The organism is Alkalihalophilus sp. As8PL (assembly GCF_040939795.1).
GTDB classification, from domain to species: Bacteria; Bacillota; Bacilli; order Bacillales; family Bacillaceae_D; genus Alkalihalophilus; species Alkalihalophilus lindianensis.
Genome location: NZ_CP162551.1, coordinates 3,476,885 through 3,499,412 on the forward strand (window position 1 = coordinate 3,476,885; position 22,528 = coordinate 3,499,412).

General features: G+C 39.1%; 21 protein-coding genes. 15 read left to right on the plus strand and 6 right to left on the minus strand.

The window, feature by feature from the left end:
• The first annotated feature begins 19 nt into the window (after nt 1–19).
• Together AB3N04_RS19065 and AB3N04_RS19070 are read left to right on the plus strand one after the other, a co-directional pair.
• Nucleotides 20–1,777: an ABC transporter transmembrane domain-containing protein gene (locus AB3N04_RS19065; protein ID WP_368504134.1), complete on the plus strand. Its 1,758-nt coding sequence runs from the start codon at nt 20–22 to the stop codon at nt 1,775–1,777.
• The gene (locus AB3N04_RS19070; protein WP_368504135.1) at nt 1,777–3,567 is read left to right on the plus strand and encodes an ABC transporter ATP-binding protein; all 1,791 of its coding nucleotides are present in this window, start codon (nt 1,777–1,779) and stop codon (nt 3,565–3,567) included. The genes AB3N04_RS19065 and AB3N04_RS19070 overlap by 1 nt, the downstream gene beginning before the upstream one ends.
• Before the next feature lie 27 nt (nt 3,568–3,594).
• On the opposite strand, the gene AB3N04_RS19075 is transcribed toward AB3N04_RS19070, so the two are convergent.
• Nucleotides 3,595–3,774, minus strand: a complete 180-nt coding sequence (locus tag AB3N04_RS19075; protein ID WP_368504136.1) for a Spo0E family sporulation regulatory protein-aspartic acid phosphatase — start codon at nt 3,772–3,774, stop codon at nt 3,595–3,597.
• A gap of 220 nt (nt 3,775–3,994) precedes the next feature.
• Between AB3N04_RS19075 and AB3N04_RS19080 the strand changes: the two genes are divergently transcribed.
• A complete protein-coding gene (locus AB3N04_RS19080; RefSeq protein ID WP_368504137.1) occupies nt 3,995–4,504 on the plus strand; it encodes a CcdC family protein in 510 nt (169 codons plus the stop codon).
• Between the two features lie 42 nt (nt 4,505–4,546).
• Here the strand turns inward: AB3N04_RS19080 and AB3N04_RS19085 are convergent, their stop codons facing one another.
• Nucleotides 4,547–4,978, minus strand: a complete 432-nt coding sequence (locus AB3N04_RS19085) for a DUF2621 domain-containing protein (protein ID WP_317122717.1) — start codon at nt 4,976–4,978, stop codon at nt 4,547–4,549.
• 329 nt (nt 4,979–5,307) lie between these two features.
• Between AB3N04_RS19085 and ald the strand changes: the two genes are divergently transcribed.
• Nucleotides 5,308–6,435 carry an alanine dehydrogenase gene (gene ald / locus AB3N04_RS19090; protein ID WP_368504138.1) on the plus strand — a complete coding sequence of 376 codons (1,128 nt, stop codon included), beginning with the start codon at nt 5,308–5,310 and terminating at the stop codon, nt 6,433–6,435.
• 37 nt (nt 6,436–6,472) lie between these two features.
• Here ald and AB3N04_RS19095 read toward each other — a convergent pair whose 3' ends face one another.
• Nucleotides 6,473–6,868, minus strand: coding sequence for a GNAT family N-acetyltransferase (locus tag AB3N04_RS19095; RefSeq protein ID WP_368504139.1), 396 nt, complete (start codon nt 6,866–6,868; stop codon nt 6,473–6,475).
• A gap of 107 nt (nt 6,869–6,975) precedes the next feature.
• On the opposite strand from AB3N04_RS19095, the gene AB3N04_RS19100 reads away from it, so the two are divergent.
• Nucleotides 6,976–7,170: a hypothetical protein gene (locus AB3N04_RS19100; protein WP_368504141.1), complete on the plus strand. Its 195-nt coding sequence runs from the start codon at nt 6,976–6,978 to the stop codon at nt 7,168–7,170.
• Between the two features lie 51 nt (nt 7,171–7,221).
• Here AB3N04_RS19100 and AB3N04_RS19105 read toward each other — a convergent pair whose 3' ends face one another.
• On the minus strand, nt 7,222–8,322 hold the full coding sequence (locus tag AB3N04_RS19105) for a peptidoglycan-binding protein (RefSeq protein WP_368504142.1): 1,101 nt from the start codon (nt 8,320–8,322) through the stop codon (nt 7,222–7,224).
• A 497-nt stretch (nt 8,323–8,819) separates the two neighbouring features.
• Here AB3N04_RS19105 and AB3N04_RS19110 point away from each other — a divergent pair, with 497 nt between their 5' ends.
• The 3 genes from AB3N04_RS19110 (at nt 8,820) to AB3N04_RS19120 (ending at nt 13,549) form a co-directional block, all read left to right on the plus strand.
• Nucleotides 8,820–11,381, plus strand: a complete 2,562-nt coding sequence (locus tag AB3N04_RS19110) for a transglycosylase domain-containing protein (RefSeq protein WP_368504143.1) — start codon at nt 8,820–8,822, stop codon at nt 11,379–11,381.
• A 152-nt stretch (nt 11,382–11,533) separates the two neighbouring features.
• Nucleotides 11,534–13,018 (plus strand): site-specific DNA-methyltransferase, encoded by a 1,485-nt coding sequence (locus AB3N04_RS19115; protein ID WP_368504144.1) that lies wholly within the window; start codon nt 11,534–11,536, stop codon nt 13,016–13,018.
• 108 nt (nt 13,019–13,126) lie between these two features.
• Nucleotides 13,127–13,549 (plus strand): hypothetical protein, encoded by a 423-nt coding sequence (locus AB3N04_RS19120; protein WP_368504145.1) that lies wholly within the window; start codon nt 13,127–13,129, stop codon nt 13,547–13,549.
• 171 nt (nt 13,550–13,720) lie between these two features.
• Here AB3N04_RS19120 and nagE read toward each other — a convergent pair whose 3' ends face one another.
• A complete protein-coding gene (nagE, locus tag AB3N04_RS19125; RefSeq protein WP_368504146.1) occupies nt 13,721–15,100 on the minus strand; it encodes an N-acetylglucosamine-specific PTS transporter subunit IIBC in 1,380 nt (459 codons plus the stop codon).
• A gap of 197 nt (nt 15,101–15,297) precedes the next feature.
• Here nagE and nagA point away from each other — a divergent pair, with 197 nt between their 5' ends.
• From nagA to AB3N04_RS19145, 4 genes are read left to right on the plus strand one after another with little or no spacing between them, the layout of a single operon-like run.
• On the plus strand, nt 15,298–16,497 hold the full coding sequence (nagA, locus tag AB3N04_RS19130; protein ID WP_368504147.1) for an N-acetylglucosamine-6-phosphate deacetylase: 1,200 nt from the start codon (nt 15,298–15,300) through the stop codon (nt 16,495–16,497).
• The gene (gene nagB, locus AB3N04_RS19135) at nt 16,484–17,218 is read left to right on the plus strand and encodes a glucosamine-6-phosphate deaminase (protein ID WP_368504148.1); all 735 of its coding nucleotides are present in this window, start codon (nt 16,484–16,486) and stop codon (nt 17,216–17,218) included. Before nagA ends, nagB begins: the two co-directional genes overlap by 14 nt.
• Nucleotides 17,219–17,242: 24 nt before the next feature.
• Nucleotides 17,243–17,968 carry a GntR family transcriptional regulator gene (locus AB3N04_RS19140; protein ID WP_368506103.1) on the plus strand — a complete coding sequence of 242 codons (726 nt, stop codon included), beginning with the start codon at nt 17,243–17,245 and terminating at the stop codon, nt 17,966–17,968.
• Between the two features lie 10 nt (nt 17,969–17,978).
• Nucleotides 17,979–18,704, plus strand: a complete 726-nt coding sequence (locus AB3N04_RS19145; protein ID WP_368504149.1) for an SIS domain-containing protein — start codon at nt 17,979–17,981, stop codon at nt 18,702–18,704.
• Between the two features lie 316 nt (nt 18,705–19,020).
• Here the strand turns inward: AB3N04_RS19145 and AB3N04_RS19150 are convergent, their stop codons facing one another.
• The gene (locus AB3N04_RS19150) at nt 19,021–19,362 is read right to left on the minus strand and encodes a hypothetical protein (RefSeq protein ID WP_368504150.1); all 342 of its coding nucleotides are present in this window, start codon (nt 19,360–19,362) and stop codon (nt 19,021–19,023) included.
• Between the two features lie 146 nt (nt 19,363–19,508).
• On the opposite strand from AB3N04_RS19150, the gene AB3N04_RS19155 reads away from it, so the two are divergent.
• From AB3N04_RS19155 to AB3N04_RS19165, 3 genes are all read left to right on the plus strand, one after another.
• Entirely contained in the window at nt 19,509–20,708 is a 1,200-nt protein-coding gene (locus tag AB3N04_RS19155) for a GTP-binding protein (RefSeq protein WP_368504151.1), read from the plus strand.
• Nucleotides 20,709–20,725: 17 nt separating this feature from the next.
• Nucleotides 20,726–21,259: a dCTP deaminase gene (gene dcd, locus AB3N04_RS19160; RefSeq protein WP_368506104.1), complete on the plus strand. Its 534-nt coding sequence runs from the start codon at nt 20,726–20,728 to the stop codon at nt 21,257–21,259.
• Between the two features lie 119 nt (nt 21,260–21,378).
• The gene (locus tag AB3N04_RS19165) at nt 21,379–22,377 is read left to right on the plus strand and encodes a GTP-binding protein (protein WP_368504152.1); all 999 of its coding nucleotides are present in this window, start codon (nt 21,379–21,381) and stop codon (nt 22,375–22,377) included.
• Nucleotides 22,378–22,528 lie beyond the last annotated feature (151 nt).

The following is a 22,528-nucleotide window of genomic DNA, read 5'->3' on the forward strand; positions in this document are numbered from 1 at the left end:
TAGGGGAAGGGGAAAGAAGATGTCTGTATTTAAAGACTTGTGGTGGTTTTTTAAGCAGGAACGGTTTGCTTATGGAATGGGTATTTTAGTATTAGCTTTCGTATCAATTTTCACATTGCTGCCGCCGTATATCGTAGGTGTCATTGTCGACCATATTGCTGAACAAAGCTTGACGACATCGATTTTATTGATGTGGGTTGGCGTATTAATTGCCGTTGGTTTACTCGTGTATGTTCTACGTTTCGTTTGGAGAATTATGATCTTTGGAGCTGCGATTCGTTTGGCACGGCTTCTTCGCAATCAACTGTACGGACACTTTACGAATATGTCTAGTAAATTTTATCAGCGTCAACGTACAGGTGATCTGATGGCTCATGCGACTAATGATATACGAGCGGTGCAGGCGACTGCAGGGCAAGGGGTTCTTACACTCGTAGATTCTCTTACGATGGGTGGCTTTGTCATCCTTACAATGGCTCTGACGATTAGTTGGGAGCTAACTTTAATAAGCTTGATTCCGATGCCATTTATGGCGCTATTAACGAGTTATTACGGCACGCTTTTACATAAGCGCTTTCACGTTGCTCAAGCTGCCTTCTCAGAATTAAATGATACCGTACAAGAAAGTGTGACGGGTGTTCGCGTTGCTAAAGCATTCGGGCAAGAAGAGCGAGAAATAGAAGGGTTTCGCTCGAAGTCAGAGGAAGTGGTTCAGAAAAATGTAGCTGTTGCTAAAGTCGATGCGCTATTTGATCCTACTATCTCTTTCATTGTTGGAATCTCTTATTTCTTAGCTGTCGTTTTTGGTGCACGTTATGTTATTGCAGATGAGCTGACAATCGGACAATTAACGAGTTTTACGATCTATCTTGGTCTATTAATCTGGCCCATGCTTGCTTTTGGTTGGTTGTTTAATATTGTTGAGCGAGGCCGTGCTTCTTATGACCGGATTAGCAATCTCTTAAGGGAAAAACAAGATATTACAGAGGAACAAGCAAGTGTAACGACGGTTGCAAAAGGAGACATTGAGATTGCAGTCGATTCATTTACTTATCCAGGGGCTAATGTTACTTCGTTAAGAAATGTACATGTGCATTTACAAGAAGGTCAAACCCTAGGAGTCGTGGGAAAAACGGGTAGTGGGAAATCAACGCTTATTCGCCTATTGCAACGAGAGTATGATGTCAGTGAAGGAATAATTACAATTGACGGCGTGCCAGTGAATGAATACTCACTCGACGCCTTAAAGAAAGCTTTTGGCTTAGTCCCTCAAGAACATTTCTTATTTTCGGCTACGATTGCTGATAATGTAGCTTTCGCTAAGCCTGAGGCATCTTTTAAAGAAATTGTCGCAGCTTGTGAGTTGGCCAATATTCACGAAGATATCACTCGTTTTGATCAAGGCTACGATACGGTCGTTGGTGAGCGAGGGGTCACCCTATCAGGAGGCCAAAAGCAACGAATTTCAATTGCTCGTGCTCTTTTATCACATCCTAACATTCTCATATTAGATGATTCGCTTTCCGCTGTTGATGCTAAAACAGAAGAGCAAATCTTAACGTCCTTAAGAGAAAATAGAGAAGGGAAAACAACCATTATCACAGCTCATCGTTTAAGTGCTATTAAGCATGCTGACCTCATTATTGTGCTATCAGATGGAGAAATTATTGAGCGTGGCACTCATACTAACTTGATGGATGAAAACGGATGGTATCGCAGCATGTATGACCAACAACAACTAGAGTCGGTTGTACGTGGAGGAGGTGAGGATGAGTAATGGAACATAAAGACAAAGTTTTAACGGACAAAGAGCAACGTCAAGTGCTCTATCGTCTATTAACCTATGCAAAACCGCATATGAAATTATTATCAATTGCCTTTATCCTGCTCCTTCTTGCAACAGCGGCTGAATTAATGGGTCCAATCTTAGTTAAAATCTTTATTGATGATTATTTAACGCCAAGAGAATTTCCGGTGAATGCATTAATTTGGCTAGGTGTATGGTATATTGTCTTACACATTTCATCGGTCTTTATTAATTACTTTCAATCGTTTTTATTTCAAAAGATTTCGCTTAGAATCATTCAACAGCTACGTGTTGATGTCTTTTCCAATGTAGAGAGATTAGGGTTGTCTTTCTTTGATAAAACGCCTGCTGGAGCCCTTATTTCACGGATAACGAATGATACAGAGTCGATCAAAGAATTATACGTAACGGTGCTTGCGACGTTTGTGCAAAACATTATGTTTTTAGTTGGGGTCTTTATAGCAATGTTCTATTTAAATGCGACCCTCGCACTTTATTGCTTAGCGTTAATCCCCATTTTAGTAGGCTTAATGCAGCTTTACCGGAAATGGAGTTCGAAATTTTATGCCGATATGAGCGAAAAGTTGAGTCAGCTAAATGCGAAGATGAATGAGTCGATTCAGGGAATGGCGATTATTCAGATGTTTCGCCAAGAAAAAAGGTTACGAAAAGAGTTTGCTGATGTTAATGATGAGCACCTAGAAGCAGGAATGAAGAGCATGAAGCTAGACGGTCTCTTGTTACGTCCAATGGTTGATCTTGTCTCAATCGCAGCTTTAATTCTTGTGTTAAGCTTTTTTGGTGTCACTTCATTTGTCAGTCCCGTAGAAATTGGCGTCATTTATGCGTTTGTTAATTACTTAGATCGTTTCTTTGAACCTGTTAATCAGATGATGATGCGCTTGTCTTTATTTCAACAAGCAATCGTCTCTGCTGGCCGCGTGTTTAAATTAATGGATCATAAAGAATACGCGCCCGAGCAAAATGGGAATGAAGCGTTAAACGTAACGGAAGGTGACATTACGTTTAATCATGTAACCTTTTCTTATGATGGCAAAACGGATGTATTAAAAGATATTTCGTTTACGGTGAAAAAAGGAGAAACCGTTGCTTTAGTCGGTCATACGGGTAGTGGGAAAAGTTCGATTATCAATTTACTTATGCGTTTTTATCCGCTTGATCGAGGCGAGATTTTAATCGACGGCATGCCTTTGCATAACTATCCAAATGATGAATTAAGAAAAGAAATTGGTCTCGTCTTGCAAGATCCGTTTCTCTACACGGGGACGATTGCAAGTAATATTCGCTTAAATCGTGATGGCATTACAGATGAACAAGTGAGGGAGTCGGCAGAATTTGTGCAAGCAAATGAATTTATTGAGAAGTTACCAGGTCAATATGAGGCGCCATTAGCTGAGCGAGGATCGACGCTCTCGAGTGGGCAACGTCAATTATTATCATTCGCTAGAACGATGGCAACTAATCCTAAAGTGTTAATTTTAGATGAGGCGACGGCAAATGTAGATACAGAGACCGAGGAAGCGATTCAAACGGCCCTTCGTCGAATGCAGCAAGGAAGAACAACAATTGCTATTGCTCACCGCTTATCGACGATTAAAGATGCCGATCAAATACTTGTCTTGCATCAAGGAGAAATTGTTGAGCGTGGAAATCACGAAGAGTTACTTGAACGTGGTGGATTGTATCATAAAATGTATTTGCTCCAAAAGGGATCAGATTCAAAAGTGAAAATGTCCTAGATATATATAAGACCAACTTGGCAGAAGCTAAGTTGGTCTTTCTTTCGATTGTTTATCTTTTAACAAGCGATCGTATTCGTTTAATAGGTCGTCCAGTTGCTGGCTCACTTCAATTGCTTGTTTAGAATGTAATCCATTTTGTGACCCTACATGAATCAACTCATTGCGTTTTTTTTCAATGATGTCTAGTAAACGGTTTTTTTCCAAAGGATCACCCTCCAGCAATCGCTATATATTTATCATACAAAGTTATCATCTGAATCTCAATCTGAAGTTTCTGGTAATTTAAATCAAATGATGTGGACTCATTAAAAGTCTGCTCTTTCACTATTGAGCAGACTTTTTTAAAAAATAATGTTTGAAAGCCGTTGGAGTTTACGGTATGTTTAAAGGGATGGGTACGCTCATGAGAGAGGAGTGAGCTAAATTGAGTGATACGTACATTTTGCTCTCAACAATAGGGGCAGCATTCATGGCTACTATAGCTATTATTGTTCGTCTAAAGGCAACGAAACGGCCTGCATCAGCTAAGAAAATTATTTTACCACCTATATTTATGTCGACGGGGTTTTTGATGTTTCTATATGAACCAGCACGTCCCGCTTGGTGGCAAGTAATTGAAGCATTAGCGGTGGGAATGGTCTTTTCGATTTTACTTATAAAAACGTCGAACTTCGAGATTAAACGTAATCAAATTTACTTAAAACGTTCAAAGGCTTTTGCTTTTATATTAGTAGGATTATTAATTGCAAGAATTGTGTTCAAGCTCTTGATTGGAGATTCCGTTCAATTTGAGGAGTTAGCTGGGATGTTCTTTTTATTAGCGTATGGAATGATTATTCCTTGGCGGATCTCCATGTATCGTTCTTATCGTAAGCTTGAAGCTGAAATGAAGACAAACCCACCTAAAAAAATTATTGTACCTGCGGAAACATAGAAGAACTCGCTCTATCACGAAAATAGAGCGAGTTCTTTTGTATTATGAGGATTCGAGCAATTGTTTATAAGGAGTCATATCAATGTTTTTTTCGCGAAGTTTCTTCTTTAAAAACTTATGATCTCGTTTAGGCGTTGCTAAAATATAACCGCGGATAATATAATCCTGTGTTAATACGTTTGCATTCTCCTCTAAAACAAGTTCTCCGATTTTACCCGCAATCTTGCCTTTGGCGACATCACGGAATAATTCTGGCACTGGCTCAACGAGGTCATTCAATAATTCCTTTTGCTCTGTATCCCATAAGTGTAGTGTTTTTTCGATGTAATGATCCTGCCAATCCAAAATACTTTTTCCATCTTCTTTTGGCAATCGCTTCAAGAACTTACGGAACATAAAGTATCCACCTATAAACATTACGGTAATCAAAAAGATCGTCCAAAGAACAATAAACCACATAAACCAAGTAGGCATGTATTCTCACCTCTTCTACTTATCGATTCTATCCTACCATAAACCACTTAAAACTTCTATCTGTGTCTAAATTTAAGAGCATACACATGACATTATGTAAAAAGGATCAGGGATCAATGGATAGAATAGGTACATAAAGGTGAAAATGGGTAAGGTAGAAGAATATAGTTAACCTTTGTTTTTAATATTGGTAAATCATGGGTGTTTATTTGTTGGATTCCACAAGAGAAAAGTGAATAGTTTGACTATTTGCCACAAAGTCAGTTTGATGAAAAATGATTATACTGATGGAAAGAAGACGATTACTGAAATTGAAGGAGGATGGTTGTATGTTAATTGGTGTACCGATGGAAATTAAAAACAATGAAAATCGTGTAGCTATGACTCCTGCTAGTGTAATGACACTTGTGCAAGCAGGTCATCATGTTTTAATTGAACAACATGCGGGTCTTGGAAGTGGATTTGAAGACGAGCAATACATTCAAGCTGGTGCGGAGATTGAGGCGGACCCAGCAGCTATTTGGGAAAAAGCGGATATGATCATGAAGGTAAAAGAGCCACTTCCATCAGAATATGCGTATTTCCGTAAAGGACTCATCTTGTTTACGTACTTACATTTAGCAGCTGAGGCAGAACTGGCGAAGGCTCTAGTCGAAAAAGAAGTAACGGCTATCGCTTATGAGACCGTTCAAGTTGGACGGACCTTACCTCTACTTACACCTATGAGTGAAGTGGCAGGAAGAATGGCTTCTCAAATTGGAGCACAGTTTCTTGAAAAGCCTAAAGGTGGAAAAGGAATTTTATTATCAGGTGTCCCTGGTGTAAAACGTGGCAAAGTAACTGTTATTGGTGGCGGTGTGGTTGGTACGAATGCAGCTAAAATTGCGATGGGACTCGGTGCCGATGTAACGATTATGGATCTAAGTCCTGAACGACTTCGTCAGCTAGATGATCTATATGGTACGGATATTCAAACGATGATGTCCAATCCACTAAACATTGCAGAAGCAGTCGCAGAATCGGATCTAGTGATTGGTGCAGTCTTAATTCCAGGAGCAAAAGCACCTAAGCTTGTAACAGAAGAAATGATTAAAACAATGAAACCTGGATCGGTTGTCGTTGATGTGGCTATTGACCAAGGTGGTATTATTGAAACCGTTGATCGCATCACAACTCATGATGAGCCAACCTATACAAAGCATGATGTCGTCCATTATGCTGTAGCCAATATGCCAGGAGCGGTACCACGTACTTCGACGATTGCTCTTACGAATGTAACGATTCCATATGCTCTTCAAATTGCGAGTAAAGGCGTTCACCGAGCAATTGAGGAAAACCCTGCATTAGAGCTAGGCTTAAACACAGCTGCAGGAACGGTCACATATGAAGCGGTTGCTCGTGATCTAGGGTACGAGTATCTAGCCCCTAAAGAAGCTTTAAAAACGATTCAATCCTAATAAAAAGGCCAGTAGAGCATAGTACTCTACTGGCCTTTTACATGTCTCTTTGAATGAAGAAAGCATGATCTGCTTTTTTAAATCCTACTTTAGGGTAATAATCAAGAGCGTCTGGAGCCGATAATAAGACAAGCGAACAGGTTGGACCAATTGCTTCTTTAGTCCGTTTAATAAGCTCCTCACCGATTCCTTTGCGCTGATAATCTTCTCTAACCGCTAAATCAGAAAGATAACAGCAATACGAAAAATCAGTTAGTGAACGAGCCACACCCACTAGCTTTTCATCGTCCCAAGCTGTAATAAGAAGGGGGGAAGCCTCGATCATTTTCTTTAAACGAGTTAGGTCCGTGTATGGCCTTTTTATCGTCGATTGGAAAAAGACCTCAGCTAATTGTTCAGGGAAAATCGGTTGATTTTCTTTATAGATAATCATTGATTTACAAATCCTCCTTGATCTAGTTTAATAGAGTCGTGGCTAATTCTTTTAATTATCAATATCATACTCAATAGTCAGACATAAGTATAGGGGAGAGAAGCATAATGACAGTAGAAGAGGCTAAAGGTATTCTGGATCAATTAAGGAATGGAGAAATAGAATCGTACAGAGTCAATAAAGGAAACTTCTTAGCATTTAGAGCGGTATTAGTGGCTCAAGCTGATATTAAGGATTTCAGAGGAAATGCCCAACATGGGGGAGAAGCGATTTATACGTATGAGCCTGGTTGGACAAAATAAGCATAGAAAAAGCACCATCTGCTTAGACAGATGGTGCTTTTATTCATTCTATTAATCTAATACAGTAACTGTAACTGTTTGGCGACCAAAGTTAATTGCATCATCTTGAGATGGCATGAAAAGGTCTACTTTATTCCCTTGGATTGCGCCACCAGTGTCACCAGCAATCGCTTCACCGTAACCTTCAACGTGTACGCGTGAACCTAATGGAATAACTGATGGGTCAACTGCTACAACTTTTTGATTAGGATTCTCACGTAAGTCGATACCAGTTGCTGTTACACCAGAACATCCTTCACAATATGCTGTATAAGCAGTAGCTTCCATTTCAAATGTTGCTTGGTCAGAAGATGTTGGAGCTGCTTCTTCCTCTTGTGCTTCAGTTTCTTCAACAGCAGGCTCTTCTGTAGCTGCTGGTTCTTCAGCAGGTTGTTCTGCAGGCTCTTGTGCTTCTTCTGTTTCAGGAGCTGTTTCTACTGGAGCTTCCTCAACAGCAGGTTCCTCAACAGCAGGTTCCTCAACAGCAGGTTCCTCAACAGCAGGTTCCTCAACAACAGGCTCTTCAACAGCAGGCTCCTCTGCAGGAGCTTCTTCTACAGGAGTTGCTGCTACAGCTTTTTCAGCAGCAGGAGTTGCAGGGTTTGTATAGTAAAGGTTCGCAAATGTCTCTGGACCGGCAATTCCATCAACTTGGATGCCTTGAGCAGATTGGAAACCTTTGACGGCTGCATGAGTTAACGGACCAAATAGTCCATCTTTGTTACCTTCATAGAAGCCTAAATCTAGTAATTGACCTTGAAGATCTTCTACGTACTCGCCTTTGTCGCCTTTCTCAAGCACTTTGATTGCACCAACTGTTTGTGGACCAGCAATGCCATCAACGACAAGACCATGTTTTTCTTGATATGTGGAAACAGCTTTTGCCGTTTCTTTTGTGAATGTACCTGTTACTTCGGCTTTATCTAGTAAGCCTTTTTCATGCAAGAGTTCTTGAACTAAATGGACGCTCTCGCCTTCTACACCTTTTATAAGTAGGTTACTACTAACATCACTTGCCTCTGAGATGGCTGGTGATGCAAAAAGTAACACTCCAGCTGTAGCAAGCGGCAGTCCGAAGTTCCGTAAAATCTTTGAATGTGGTTGTTTTTTCAAAGTGAATACCTCCTTACTTCGTTCAACGTTTGTAATCGTAACAGCCATTGGATCATAAAGGCAAGCATTCTAGCTCTACTTAATCAAACTGAAATATACTTGTAATATATGAAATTACAATGAGATAAATAGTCTCACTTTCGCCAAATTATGGGTCTGTTTGTGGGAAAATAACAAAAACTAGCGCTGTAAAAACATGGTATACATACGATTGTTTTTATATAAACACCGTATAAATCAAGGAATAACCCGTTTTCCGCTCGATGGAGCCTACTGACATCATTCGATTTTATTCACGCTTATCTGATAAAAACGGCATATGCGGTGAAATTATTTTAGGAAATCATTTTTTGAGTCTCCTTTTATCCTTCTATTTAATGAAGGAACTTATTTCTATAGAATGGAAGGGAAAAGTTCCCACTAGATTGAGTGTTTTAATAGATAGATTATAGGGAAAGAGATAACGTAATCTATTTTGAAAGTGGGGGACTAGTTGTATGGCAAATCAACCTCAAACTAGACAAGAAAAGAAAAAGGGGAAGAAAAAGAGTAGCCTTTTTATAAAAGTTATGACAGTGTTCACAATATTAATAGTCGTTGCAGGGGCGATCGGGAGTGTTCAGATTTATGGATTGGTTCAAAGTGCACCGTCTATAGATGATGATACATTTGCCTTTGCTAACTCATCCACTCTTTATGATCAGAGTGATGAGGAAATCATTTCATTAAGTAATGGTGAAAACAGACAATCTACTTCGATTGAAGATATTCCGGATCATGTCAAGGATGCATTTATCGCCATTGAAGATGTGCGTTTCCATGAACATTCTGGATTAGATATCAAACGAATTGGGGGAGCCGTCGTTTCAAATATTACAAATGGATTTGGTGCAGAGGGTGGAAGTACCATCACCCAGCAAGTGGTTAAAAATTCATTGCTCACTTCAGAAAAATCGGTAACAAGGAAGGTTCAAGAAGCATACTTAGCGTTAGAACTTGAAAAGCACTATACCAAAGATGAGATTCTAGAACTTTATTTAAATAAAATATATTTTGGTAATGGTGCATACGGAATTGTTACAGCAGCAGATACTTATTTTGGAAAAGACGTGCAAGATTTGACTGTGAATGAGGCAGCCTTATTAGCAGGTCTTCCGCAACGTCCATCTGGTTATGATCCTTATCAAAACCCGGATCTAGCCAAAGAAAGACGAGACACCGTTTTATATGTGATGAGAGAGCATCAATTTATTACGGCTGATGAATATAATGAGGAACAAAGTGTTTCGATCGAAGAGATGCTAAACGAAAAATCAGAAGAAGAGTCGATTTCGGATGCTTTTATGGATCAAGTGTATAAGGAATTGGAACAAATTGAAGGCATGACTTCTTCGATGATCTATAACGGCGGCTTAAAGATTTACACGACTTATGATCCAGATGCACAAGCTCATGTGGAACAAGTATTAAATTCAGACGAATTCGTTAGCTATCCAGATGATCGTTTTCAAGCTGGAGTGACGGTCATTGATAATCAAACAGGTGAAATTAAAGCAATTGGTGGCGGACGTAACCAAGAATCTGGGAAAGATCGTTCAAACTATGCAACTAACATCCAACGTTCACCAGGTTCTACGATCAAACCGATCTTAAGTTATGGACCGGCAATTGAACATTTAAAATGGTCCACTTATCAACAAATTGAAGATGAGGAAATGACGTATACTGGAAGCGACCAAGTGATTCGTAATTATAATGGTGAATACCACGGAGTGATGTCAATTCGCGAAGCGTTGACACAATCGTGGAACATACCTGCTGTAAAGACATTCCAAGAAGTTGGCGAGGCTGATGCTAAGCAATTTGCCGAGAATGTAGGAATATCAATTGAAGGTTCTGCTTATGAATCGTACGCACTTGGTTCATTTGAAAAAGGGATCTCACCTTTAGAACTAGGTGGTGCTTACGCTGCGTTCGGTAATGGTGGCACCTATAACGAGCCTCATGCTGTTCGAAAAGTCGTATTCCCAAATGGCAAAGAAATTAATATGCAGCCTGAGGGCGTTAAGGCAATGAATGATTACACAGCCTATATGGTAACGGACATGTTAAAGAGTGTAGTAGAAGAAGGAACAGGTCGTCATGCTAGTATTGATGGTGTTCCAGTAGCAGGTAAAACGGGTACGACGAACTTTAATGAAGAAACGAAACAAAAGTACAACATTGATGAAGGGGTACCTGACGTGTGGTTTGCTGGTTACACTTCTAATTACACAGCTGCAGTATGGACAGGGTATCCAAGAATTAGTGAAGATACGTATATCAGTACGAGAGAAGATCGCCAAATTGCTCAACATATCTTCCGAGAAGTAATGACGGGTATGGTAAATGAGGAAACAAGTGACTTCACGAAGCCTGATTCTGTACAAGAAATAGACGTAGATACAAAAACAGGTGAACGAGCAACAAGCAGTTCTTCACAAAGTGATATCGTCACAGAGTTATTCGTTACTGGAACAGATGTGAAGGATGCCTATAGCTTAGTAGAAGATGAGTTAGAGAAAAAGCAAGAGGCAGTAAAAGAGGAAGAAGAAAAAGAGAAAGCACAAGAACGTAGAGAAAGACAACAAGAAAGAGAACAAGAACAAAAACGTAAAGAGCAAGAAAGAGAAAGAAGAGAAGAAGAACGGGTGTCTACAGAAAATGATGACGAAGAGCCTGAAGAGGTAGAGGAAGAAGAAGTTGAGTCCAATCGTGAAGAAGAAGAAAAGGATTCAGCTGCAGAGAAAGAAGAAGAGGAGAAAAAGAAAGAAGAAGAAAAGAAAGCTGAAGAACAGAGAAAAGAAGAAGAAAAGAAGAAAAAGGAAGAAGAGAAAGAAAAAGAAGAAGAGCCTAAAGAAGAAAAACCAGAAGAAGAAACAGAGCCAGAGCCTGAGCCTGAGAAAGAAGACAACAATGACGAAAGTGAAGAAAGTAGTACCTCAAGTTCAGAAGAAAAAGAATCTGACAAAGAAGAAGAGGAAGCAGAAGAAGAAGAAGAAGACAATGAGGACGAGTAATGGCTTCGCTCATCACGAGCTCACTATCATACAAGATGGTGAGCTTTTTTTGTTTTGATTGATAGGATAAATCAAGTAAAATAGAATAATAAAGTAGAGAAAAGACATGGTCAGCTAAACGTGTAATTAATACAATAAAAGGGGTCTGCTCCGTGAAAAAGGTAGAGGACAATTTAGATCAACGTATACTAGTGTGTGGAGAGAGTATAAATTCGAAACAAGAACGCTTTGAATTAAGGTGGAATGGAAAGGCTGAAGCAATTAACCTTGCAGGGAGGAAACCAACAGGCACATTAAGGCCATCCAGAGAGGGAAGTGTGAATTGGAACACAACGGAAAATCTCTACATTGAAGGGGATAACCTCGAAGTGTTACGAATCTTACAGCAGTCCTATCAACAGAAGGTTAACATGATCTACATTGATCCTCCTTATAATACGGGCAAGGATTTTGTATATAAAGATAACTTCCGTAGAGGTAAACATCATAATGAGTGGTTAAACTTTATGTACCCACGTTTAAAACTGGCTAGGAATCTATTAACAGAAGATGGGGTGATCGTTGTTCACATTGATGAGCATGAACTACACCATCTGATCACGATCTTACATGAATTATATGGGGAAGAGAACGCTCTTGGTACGATTGTGTGGGATAAATTAAACCCTAAAGGTGATGCGACATCTGTAGCTGTGCAGCATGAATCAATCGTTTGCTTCGCAAAAAACAAAGCAGCTTTTCTAGCAAATGGCGGCATGAAGAGAAAAAAACCAAATGCACTGAAAATGCTGAAAAAAGCAGAGAGTTTATTTAAGAAACGGGGGGAGAAATATATCCCTACAGACCTGTTGAAAGTGGCGAAAAAGTACAAGCTTCCACAACATATAGTAGAAGAGCACAGTAGCTACTATAACCTCAAAACGATTAACAAGGAATTTGCTGCTTGGATCAAAAAGGAAGAGTCATTATCACGCGGAGAAGCGGCATACTCAAATATTGATGAGGAAGGACAAGTGTATCAGGCCGTCTCAATGGCATGGCCGAATAACAGGAAAGCACCTGATGATTATTTTGTTCCATTAGTTCACCCTGTAACAAAAAAAGAATGCCCCGTTCCAGCTAAAGGGTGGAGGAATCCTAGTCAGACGATGAAGAAATTAATGGAGCGTAATGAGATTGTATTCGGTAAGGATGAAACAACGCAGCCGAGAAGAAAATATTTATTGAAAGATCACCTTATGGAAAACATCCCATCAGTTATTGCTTATGGCGGAAGTGATGCAGCTTTCTTCAACCAAATTGGGCTGAAATTTGATCATCCGAAGCCTTATAAATTCGTCAGTGAAATCCTATCCTTTTTCACAAAGGGAGACGATATCATCTTAGATTTCTTCTCAGGGTCAGCTTCAGTAGGACATGCCGTCATGCACTTGAATAAGGAGGATGGTGGAGAGAGGGAGTTCATTCTCGTTCAACTACCTGAGAAGATCAAGCCCTCATTTCAATCTTCAGACCCCCACTTAAAAACGATCTGCGATATCGGCAAAGAGCGTTTGCGCCGAGCGGGAGAATTAATAAGTGAAGACGAAAGTAATGAAGGGGTAGATATTGGGTTTAAGGTGTTTAAACTAGAGTAAAAGATTTTGGAGAGAAGACATCTAGGTGAATGATAAAGAATAACGTATCCTAGTAAGTAAATGAAGATACGATTCACGCTAGATAAGGAAGGAATATGGTGATTAATAATGCTTTACATATGGGATATAGAGAGAATCATCAAACAGACTTTTGACAAACATGGTCTAGAGATAGACTATGAATTCAACAACGAACTCGACACACCGATGAGCTATAACGTAACGACTAATACGATGAAATTTAATTATATCCAAGTAAACGCATATATGGGTAGGATTAAAATGAAAATAACTGCTGAAAACTTCGTTAAGATCATTCTCTATCATGAGATTGGCTATTACTTAGATTTCAAGAAAAACAAGCATGACCTAAGGACGTTTATCTTCGGTGATGAGGAAGAGATCGCAGCGCTTAAAGCAACCATTGAAACCAATGCCTGGGACTACGGTAGAACCTTAGTGCCAGAAGAACTGGTAGCGTCCTATGATAAGATGCGGGAATTAGATAAGATGTTGATAAAGGGACTTTAGTTAAGTTTCTTATTGAGTATTGAGTGTAGTCAAGGAGAAAGGACATTACCTATAAAGTGTGTAATGTCCTTTCCTTTTTTTATCCTTGATAATGTTATACCAGTAATTTTGCAGGTCAACTGTACTGTGAATTGGTCGAAACCAGTTAGGTTCAGACTACTTTTTCACCAATTACATACCTTTCTTCAGTTGCTTCATTTTGTCACTTACAAATTCAACGTCCGTTCCTACAATCACTTGGACATTGGATTTTTGTAACTTCATCACCCCGCGAGCCCCACTTTTCTTTAGAGCGCTTTCATTAATGATGCTTGAATCCACAACCTGAAGACGTAAACGGGTAGCACAGTTATCAATTGATATCAGGTTATCAACTCCACCTAAAGCTTCGATAAATTGTACAGCCATTGTGTGATATTTATCCCCAGTCACATCTGGAGCAGTCGCCTCTTCCACTATCTCGTCATCGTCCTCGCGACCCGGTGTTTTTAAATTCAGTACACGAATTAAGAAGTAAAAGATGACAAAATAGATCACTCCATAAATTAATCCAACACCGAATAATAGTAGTGGCCGTTGAGCGATTGAGAAGTTTAATGCATAATCGAGAAAGCCTGCTGAGAAACCAAAACCATGTCTAATATCTAGTAAGTACGTAATCGACATAGACGCTCCAGTCAGAATGGCATGAATCACATACAATAAAGGGGAGAGGAACATAAATGAAAACTCAATCGGTTCTGTAATACCTGTTAAAAATGAGGTAAGAGCTAACCCTAAAAACATCCCCGTCACTTGTTTTTTCTTCTCTTTTCTTGCTGTTAAAATAATTGCTAGACATGCAGCCGGAAGCCCAAACATCATCACAGGGAAAAATCCGGTCATAAAGATTCCTGCAGAAGGATCACCCGCAAAGAAACGGTTTAAATCCCCAGTTGCTCCGTTAAATTCTCCAAATACAAACCAAACTAAACTATTTAACACATGATGCAGTCCAATAGGTATGAGTAGACGATTTAAAAATCCATAGACACCGGCACCGAGAGCACCAGCATCAATAATCCATTGGCCTAGTCCGTTTATCAGTTCTTGAATCGGCGGCCAAACGACACCAAAAATACCAGCTAATACAACCATTGTCGCTGCAGTAACGATTGGGACAAATCTCCTTCCGGCGAAGAATCCTAACCATTGCGGGAGTCGTATGTTATGAAAGCGGTTGTATAAAAGTCCAGCAATAACACCAGTAATAATTCCACCAAGAACAGCCATTTCAATATTTTCATTAATCGCTTGTGTACCATTTACTAATACAAAATAACCGATCGCACCAGCAAGGGCTGCAGATCCATTATTATCATGAGCAAAGCCAATGGCTACACCCATCGCGAATATGAGAGCAAGATTATCAAAAATTGCAGCTCCTGCACCAGCCATAAAAGGAACGTTAAATAAGTCTTCTTGCCCGAGTCTTAATAGAAGCGCTGCAGCAGGAAGTACGGCAATTGGTAGCATCAATGATTTACCAATCCGTTGTAAAAATGCAAGCATGTACCTCATCTCCTTAAGTCATAATATGTTCATAAAAGATGAAAATAGTGTAGCACTAGATAAGTATAGATGTCTATACATATTAATTAAATTTATTCGTTATGACATACGTTTATTGAATTACAAAAGAAAATATTCTATAATTGGTATAGACAAATATAAAAGTAAAAGAAATGGATGAGAATGAGAGGGAACTAATGACTAAAAATAATCTTGTGATTACAGATGTCATGATTTATGAAGAGAATCAAAAATTAGACAACGGATTTATTCGAATAAACGAAGGGAAAATTGTGGAGGTCGGCTCAATGGTTCATTTTAAGCCTAACGAGTCTGATACTGTTTTGGCGTTTTCAAGCGAGTATTCTCTCTTACCTGGATTCATCGACCTTCACATCCATGGGGCGAATGGTTCAGATGTTATGGATAACAGTGTCGATGCATTAAAAAGGATTGCCGAATTCCTTCCAAAAGAAGGAACAACTAGCTTTTTAGCCACGACGATCACTCAATCAGATGAATTGATTGAATCGGCATTAAAACAAGCTGCAGCATTTGTAGAAATGGAAGGGCATACTCCGCATGCAGACATGATTGGTATTCATTTAGAAGGTCCGTTTATTTCTACTAAGCGTGCTGGCGCACAACCGATCGATTACATTAAAGATCCAGATATAGATCTGTTTTTAACATGGCAAAATCAATCAGGTCATTTGATTAAGCTCATAACGATGGCACCTGAGCAAAAAAATGGACTCCCCTTTTTAGAAGAGGTGCAAAAAAGAGGAGTGGTCACCTCCATTGGACATTCGGATGCTACGTATGCTCAAGTTCAAGAAGCCATTAACAAAGGACTTACACATGTAACGCATCTTTACAACGGAATGCGCGGTCTACATCACCGTGAACCAGGTGTTGCAGGAGCTGCGTTAAGTCATTCTGAGCTAGTAGCTGAAATGATTGTCGATGGAGTCCATATTCATCCCTCTGTTGTAAATAGTACGTTTAAAGCAAAAGGCGCAAACGAGATCATCTTAATCACAGATGCGATGCGTGCTAAAGGACTCGGAGAAGGCGATTACGATCTTGGCGGACAGCAGGTGAGTGTTGTCGATGGGAAGGCATTATTAGAAGATGGAACATTAGCGGGCAGCATCTTAACGATGGATGAAGCTGTGAGGAACATGATGAACTATACAGGGTGCTCCCTCAGAGATATTACCAAAATGACAGCTGAAAACCCAGCTAAACAATTAGGGATTTGGGATAACGTAGGAAGTATTGCAGTGGGGAAAAAGGCTGATCTCGTTTTATTAGATGAGAACCACGAAGTTGTCTTAACGATCTGCAAAGGAAAAATAGCCTATGAAGGAGAGAAGAAGCATGAACATCATTAAAGTGCAAGACTATGATGAGATGGGTTCAGTTACCGCTGACTATGTGAGTGAAAAAATTCAAGACAACCCTGAGATGACCTTAGGACTTGCTACCGGGAGTACACCCAAAAGCACATACAAGCACTTAATAGAGGCCCATCAAAAGGGTACGTCTTTCAAACATATCACTACTTTTAACTTAGATGAATACGTGGGGCTAAAGCCAAATGACCCTAACAGTTATCACTACTACATGAATAAATTTTTCTTCCAACATATTGATATTCCTAGTGAAAAGGCTCATCTTCCAAACGGGCATTCAAGGAATATCAGCCAAGAGTGTGAAGAATACGAGAAGAAAATAAAGAGCCACATGATCGATTTACAAATTCTTGGAATAGGTGCAAACGGTCATATTGGATTTAATGAACCGGGTACGTCTTTTGAGAGTAATACACATGTTGTGGAGCTGGCTGATTCCACAAGAAGAGCCAATGCACGCTTCTTTTCTTCTTTAGAAGAAGTGCCAACCCATGCGATTACGATGGGAATCGCTTCAATCATGTCCAGCAAAGAAATCGTATTGCTCGTCTCGGGTGAGGCTAAAAGTGAGGCTTTAGAGCGTCTGTTATCTGGTGAAGAACCAAACGAGAGCTTTCCTGCTTCTATTCTAAGATCACACCCGCATGTTACAATTATTGCGGACAAAGAAGCATTAATGGGGACCGGAATTAAACTTTAAGCAAAAAGGAGTAGGTTCGATGTGTTGATTGACAAAAATTCACCTCTCCCAATCTACAGTCAGATTGAGGAATGCATTAAAGGTCAAATTATGAATGGGGAATTAAACCCTGGTGATGTTCTACCGCCTGAGCGCGAATACTCCGAGCAGTTTGATGTAAGCAGAATGACGATTAGACAAGCGATCAATAACCTTGTAAATGAAGGACTCATATACAGGAAAAAAGGGAGCGGCACATATGTAGCCGAGAAAAAGTTTGAGCAGCCCTTGCAAGGATTGACAAGCTTCACAGAAGATATGAAAGCAAGAGGACTGACTCCAAGCAGCAAGCTTCTAAAGTTTGAATTAATTCCTGCTTCTGCCAAAATAGCTGCTACTCTTCAAATTGCTGAATATACGCCAGTTTATGAAATTAAACGAATTCGGTTGGCTGATAATATCCCAATGGCTCTTGAGACGTGTTATATTTCAGCGAATCTCATTAAAGGGCTTACTGAAGAAATTATCAACCAATCATTGTATCAATATATAGAAGAAAAGCTGCGCCTGGTAATAGGAGAAGCCACTCAAGTGATAGAGTCAGCTTTAGCGAATGACGCTGAAGTCGAATTGTTACATATCAACAAAGGCGACTCGATCTTATTAATTGAGCGGTGTACGTATTTAAAAAACGGAACACCCTTTGAAATTGTCCGCTCTTCTTACCGTGCAGACCGTTATCGATTTACTTCTCAATTAAAGCGTTATTAGGGGGTTTCTTTTGATTAAATGCTATATTCATCAAATTGAATCTTTAATAAAAAAAATAGAAACAACTGAGCTCCAAGCAATTGAACAGGCGGCAGAGAAAGTCGTTGAATCGATTAACAAGGGCGGAATTGTTCAAGTCTTTGGGTGCGGCCACTCTCATATGTTGGGTGAAGAGGTATTCTACCGTGCAGGAGGACTTGTCCCTGTGCAGCCGATATTTATTGAAGAGCTTATGCTTCATAAAGGGGCGGAGCGATCATCTAAGTTAGAACGTAGCCACCATTACACGGATACCTTCAAAGATCAATTAGATATAAGAAGCGAGGACGTATTAATCGTAGCTTCAACATCTGGTAGAAACCCCGTGCCGATTGATATCGCGCTTCATGGAAACAAGCAAGGAGCTTTTGTGGTTGGTGTCACATCTCTTCTCTATAATCAATCCCAACCATCTAGACATACTAACGGCAAGCTTTTAGCAGATGTAGTCGATCTAGTTATCAACAATCATACCGAGCCAGGAGATGGACTCCTGCAATCAGGTGACCTTTCGTTTGGACCGTCCTCTTCTGTTATTGGACTTATGATCATGAACGCTATCATGGCAGGTGTCATCGAGAAGCTCACTCAACAAGGTAAGACGCCTCCGATTTTTAAAAGTGGGAATATCGACGGCTCTGATAATCATAACAAACAGTTAATCAAGCAATATAAAGATCGAATTAGATTATTTTAGGAAACGAGAGGCCACTTAGATGGATCCTTCTAGACTCAATATAAAATGGGAAAAGCGATCTGAAAACTGTATCTCAGTTTATAACAAGAGAGTGAAGCGGAATTTAATAAATCGCAAAAAGCAAAAGCAGGAGCCAATAGGTTCCTGCTTTTGCTTATGGGATAGGTTGTTGAATGGAAGCAGTGGAAATGGTGCTTCTTAGTTAATTAAATCAAAAAAACTCACTTAAAAAATGGAGTTGTCATATCAATCCCTAGCGAGAGTTCTTAAAAAGACAAGAACCCTTTATAGAGGAGCATTTAAATAAAATAATGATCTACTGCACACTAACTAATTTTACTGGGCCATGATCATCACAATGATCCCCATGAACATGATGTAAGCGCCCATCAACGAGGTAATCCATGTGATCTCCATGAGGAACTAGTTCGTGACCGCAATCTTCATCATGAGTGCAACCGCAATTCATTGGAGCACACTCATTAGGGTTCGTTTCGGATACTGGAATTTTACACTCATCCCAGTGACCGTTATGTTCGTGGTGAAGGTGACCATTGTGTACGTAATCAATGTGATCATCATGTTTAATTTTAGTATGACCACAAGCCAGACTATGTTTATGTGGATGTTGTTCATGTGTTCGATGTTTGTTTTCCATCTCTCTACCTCCTATTGTTATAGTGTTGGTACCTATTAGGTATAGTATCCTTTGAACGATGTATTTAAACATTTTGACAGTTTCTAAGCGAACGGTTAAAATATGAAAATAGTAATCATTACGATTTAAAACGTAGGAGGTATTTTATGAATAAAACCATTCCCGTAACAGTGTTAAGCGGATACCTTGGTTCTGGTAAAACAACATTACTTAATCATATTTTAAAAAACCGTCAAGGACTTAAAGTAGCGGTCATTGTAAATGACATGAGTGAAATAAATATCGATGCGGAACTAGTTAAACAAGGTGGGGAATTATCTAGAACAGAAGAAAAATTAGTCGAAATGTCTAATGGCTGTATTTGTTGCACTCTTAGAGAAGACTTGTTAATTGAAGTCGAGAAGTTAGCTCTAGCAGGGGACATTGATTATATTATGATTGAATCAACAGGGATTAGTGAACCTACGCCTGTTGCCCAAACCTTTTCATACATAGACGAAGAATTAAATATAGATTTAACAAAATTTTGTCGCTTGGATACGATGGTGACCGTAGTGGACGCGTATCGTTTTTGGCATGATTTTCGTTCAGGAGATAGCTTGCTTGATCGAAAAGAATCATTAGGTGAAGATGATCAAAGAGAAATTGCCGACTTACTTATTGATCAAATTGAATTTTGTAATGTATTAATTTTGAACAAGTGTGATCTTGTATCGGAAGAAGAGTTACAAAAATTAGAACAAGTACTAAGGACACTGCAGCCAAAAGCAAAGTTCATTCGTTCTATTCAAGCTAATGTTAATCCGAAAGAAATACTAAATACTCATTTATTCAATTTTGAAGAAGCCAGCAATTCAGCAGGATGGATTCGTGAGTTAACGGAGGGGCATGCCCAACATACACCTGAGACCGAAGAGTTTGGAATTTCTTCTTTTGTATACATGAGAAGGGAACCATTTCACTCCATTCGCTTTCAAAATTGGGTCAATTCAATGCCTGATAATATTGTAAGGGCAAAAGGAATCGCATGGTGTTCAACAAGAAATAGCCTAGCGTTATTAATGTCACAAGCAGGGCCTTCGGTTACAATTGAACCTGTTTCTTACTGGGTAGCAAGCCTTCAACCTGCTGAGCAAAAGAAGATTCTAAAGGAAAATCCTCATTTACTTGAAGAGTGGGATGAAGAATTTGGTGATAGGCATACCAAGCTGGTTTTCATTGGAACGGATCTAGACAAAGAGGAAATAACGAAGGAATTGGATGATTGTCTCTTAACGGATACGGAATTCACAACGGATTGGAGTTCGTTAGAGGATCCATTTGAGTGGAATTTGCAAAAGACATAAAGGAAGTAGGGATAAAATTGATTTTGTCTGGAAAAAGTATTTTATCAAAAATAAATAAAAAAGAGCTTGAAATCTCTCCTCTTACGAATGAGCAAGTCCAGCCAGCTTCTGTTGATTTAAGACTGGGAGATCATTTTGTCACAATTGATGATTACAATGAAAGTGTGATTACTCTCAATGAGCCTGTTGCTTATCGTAAAATAATACCGAGAAATGAGAGAATCATTCTGCCACCACAGACATTTATATTAGCAACTACAGTCGAAACGATTAGCTTACCTAATAATGTAACTGCATTTGTTGAAGGGAGAAGTTCCATAGGTAGACTCGGATTATTTATTCAGAATGCAGGATGGGTGGATCCGGGTTTTAAAGGGCAAATTACCTTAGAACTTTTTAACGCGAACCGTCTTCCAATTGAGTTAACCATCGGTCGTAGAATCTGTCAGCTTGTTTTTGCAGAAGTGAATGAAGAGGCAGAACCATATAAAGGGAAATATCTTAATCAAAGAGGCGCAACATCAAGCGAAATTTTCAAGGATATAATGTAATGCTTGGAAGAAGAACTCAATATAATGAGTTCTTTTTTTTATAAAGATATTACGCAAATAAGAATAATTACGATTTATCACTAGTAGAATAGAGGAGTAGATTATAGGGGGTTGTAAAGATGTCTAAAGTACCTGTATTTGTATTAAGTGGATTTTTAGGAAGTGGTAAGACTACACTATTAGAACGTTTACTAGCGGAGTCCGTAAATCGAGGTCTTAAACCAGCTGTCTTAATGAATGAAATTGGAAAGAGAGATACAGACGGAAACATTCTGTTAGGCAAAAGTCAAATGATCGAAAAGTTATTAGATGGATGCATTTGCTGCAATAAGAAGAGTGAAGTCGTTCAATCGATGGAAAAGTTGCTTAGTTTAAACCCCGATGTCATATTCATTGAATTGACTGGTGTGGCTAATCCAGAAGAAGTAGCTGATTCTTTAACGGAGCCGCAGCTAATCAATCAGTTATATTTAGAAAAAGTTGTTACATTAATTGATGCGGAACATATTCTCTCCTATAATAGCGTGTTTGAATCGGATCGTGAGCTTGTTAGAACGACGAGAAGACAAATAGAGGTTGCTGATTTACTAATCGTTAATAAAATTGACCTGGTTTCTGAAGCAAAAAAACAAAAAGTAGATAAGCTTCTATTTAAACAAAATCCCACATCGAAGGTTACGTTTTCAACTTTTAGTAACGTCGACTTAGCTTCTTTATTTAACCCCTTAAAATCTCCTACGGGAAGGGTTAAAGTAAGAATTAAAACCTCTAACAAAGAAGACAATCACCATCACGAGCATCCTCATAAATCTTATACTAAAATTAAAAGCATTACTTTACCGGTTCCCTATACTACAAACTCAATAGAAATAGAAAAGTTCTTAAAAAAGTGGAAAACCAACCTTTTGCGAGCAAAAGGCTATTTAAATCTGGAAGACGGTACATATCTTATGCAACATGTGATGCAACGAGTAAGTTGGGAACGATCGACTTATAATGGGGAACACTACTTAGTCCTTATTGGAATGGGACTTAATGAAGATGAAATCAAAAAGGATGGGGAAGCCTCTTTCGGAAAACAAGTACATCTTAACAATACCAAGCAAGGCAACTTTTGATAGAGTTGCTTTGTTTTCTTTTTTAAATCGTAATAATTATTATTTGTGTTCATGAAGACCTCTTGTCCGCATAAGTATGAGTAAACAAAAAAGTTGGAGGACTGTTAAAGCTTATGCGGATGCAAAAACATTTCACAGAGATTATCGGCTT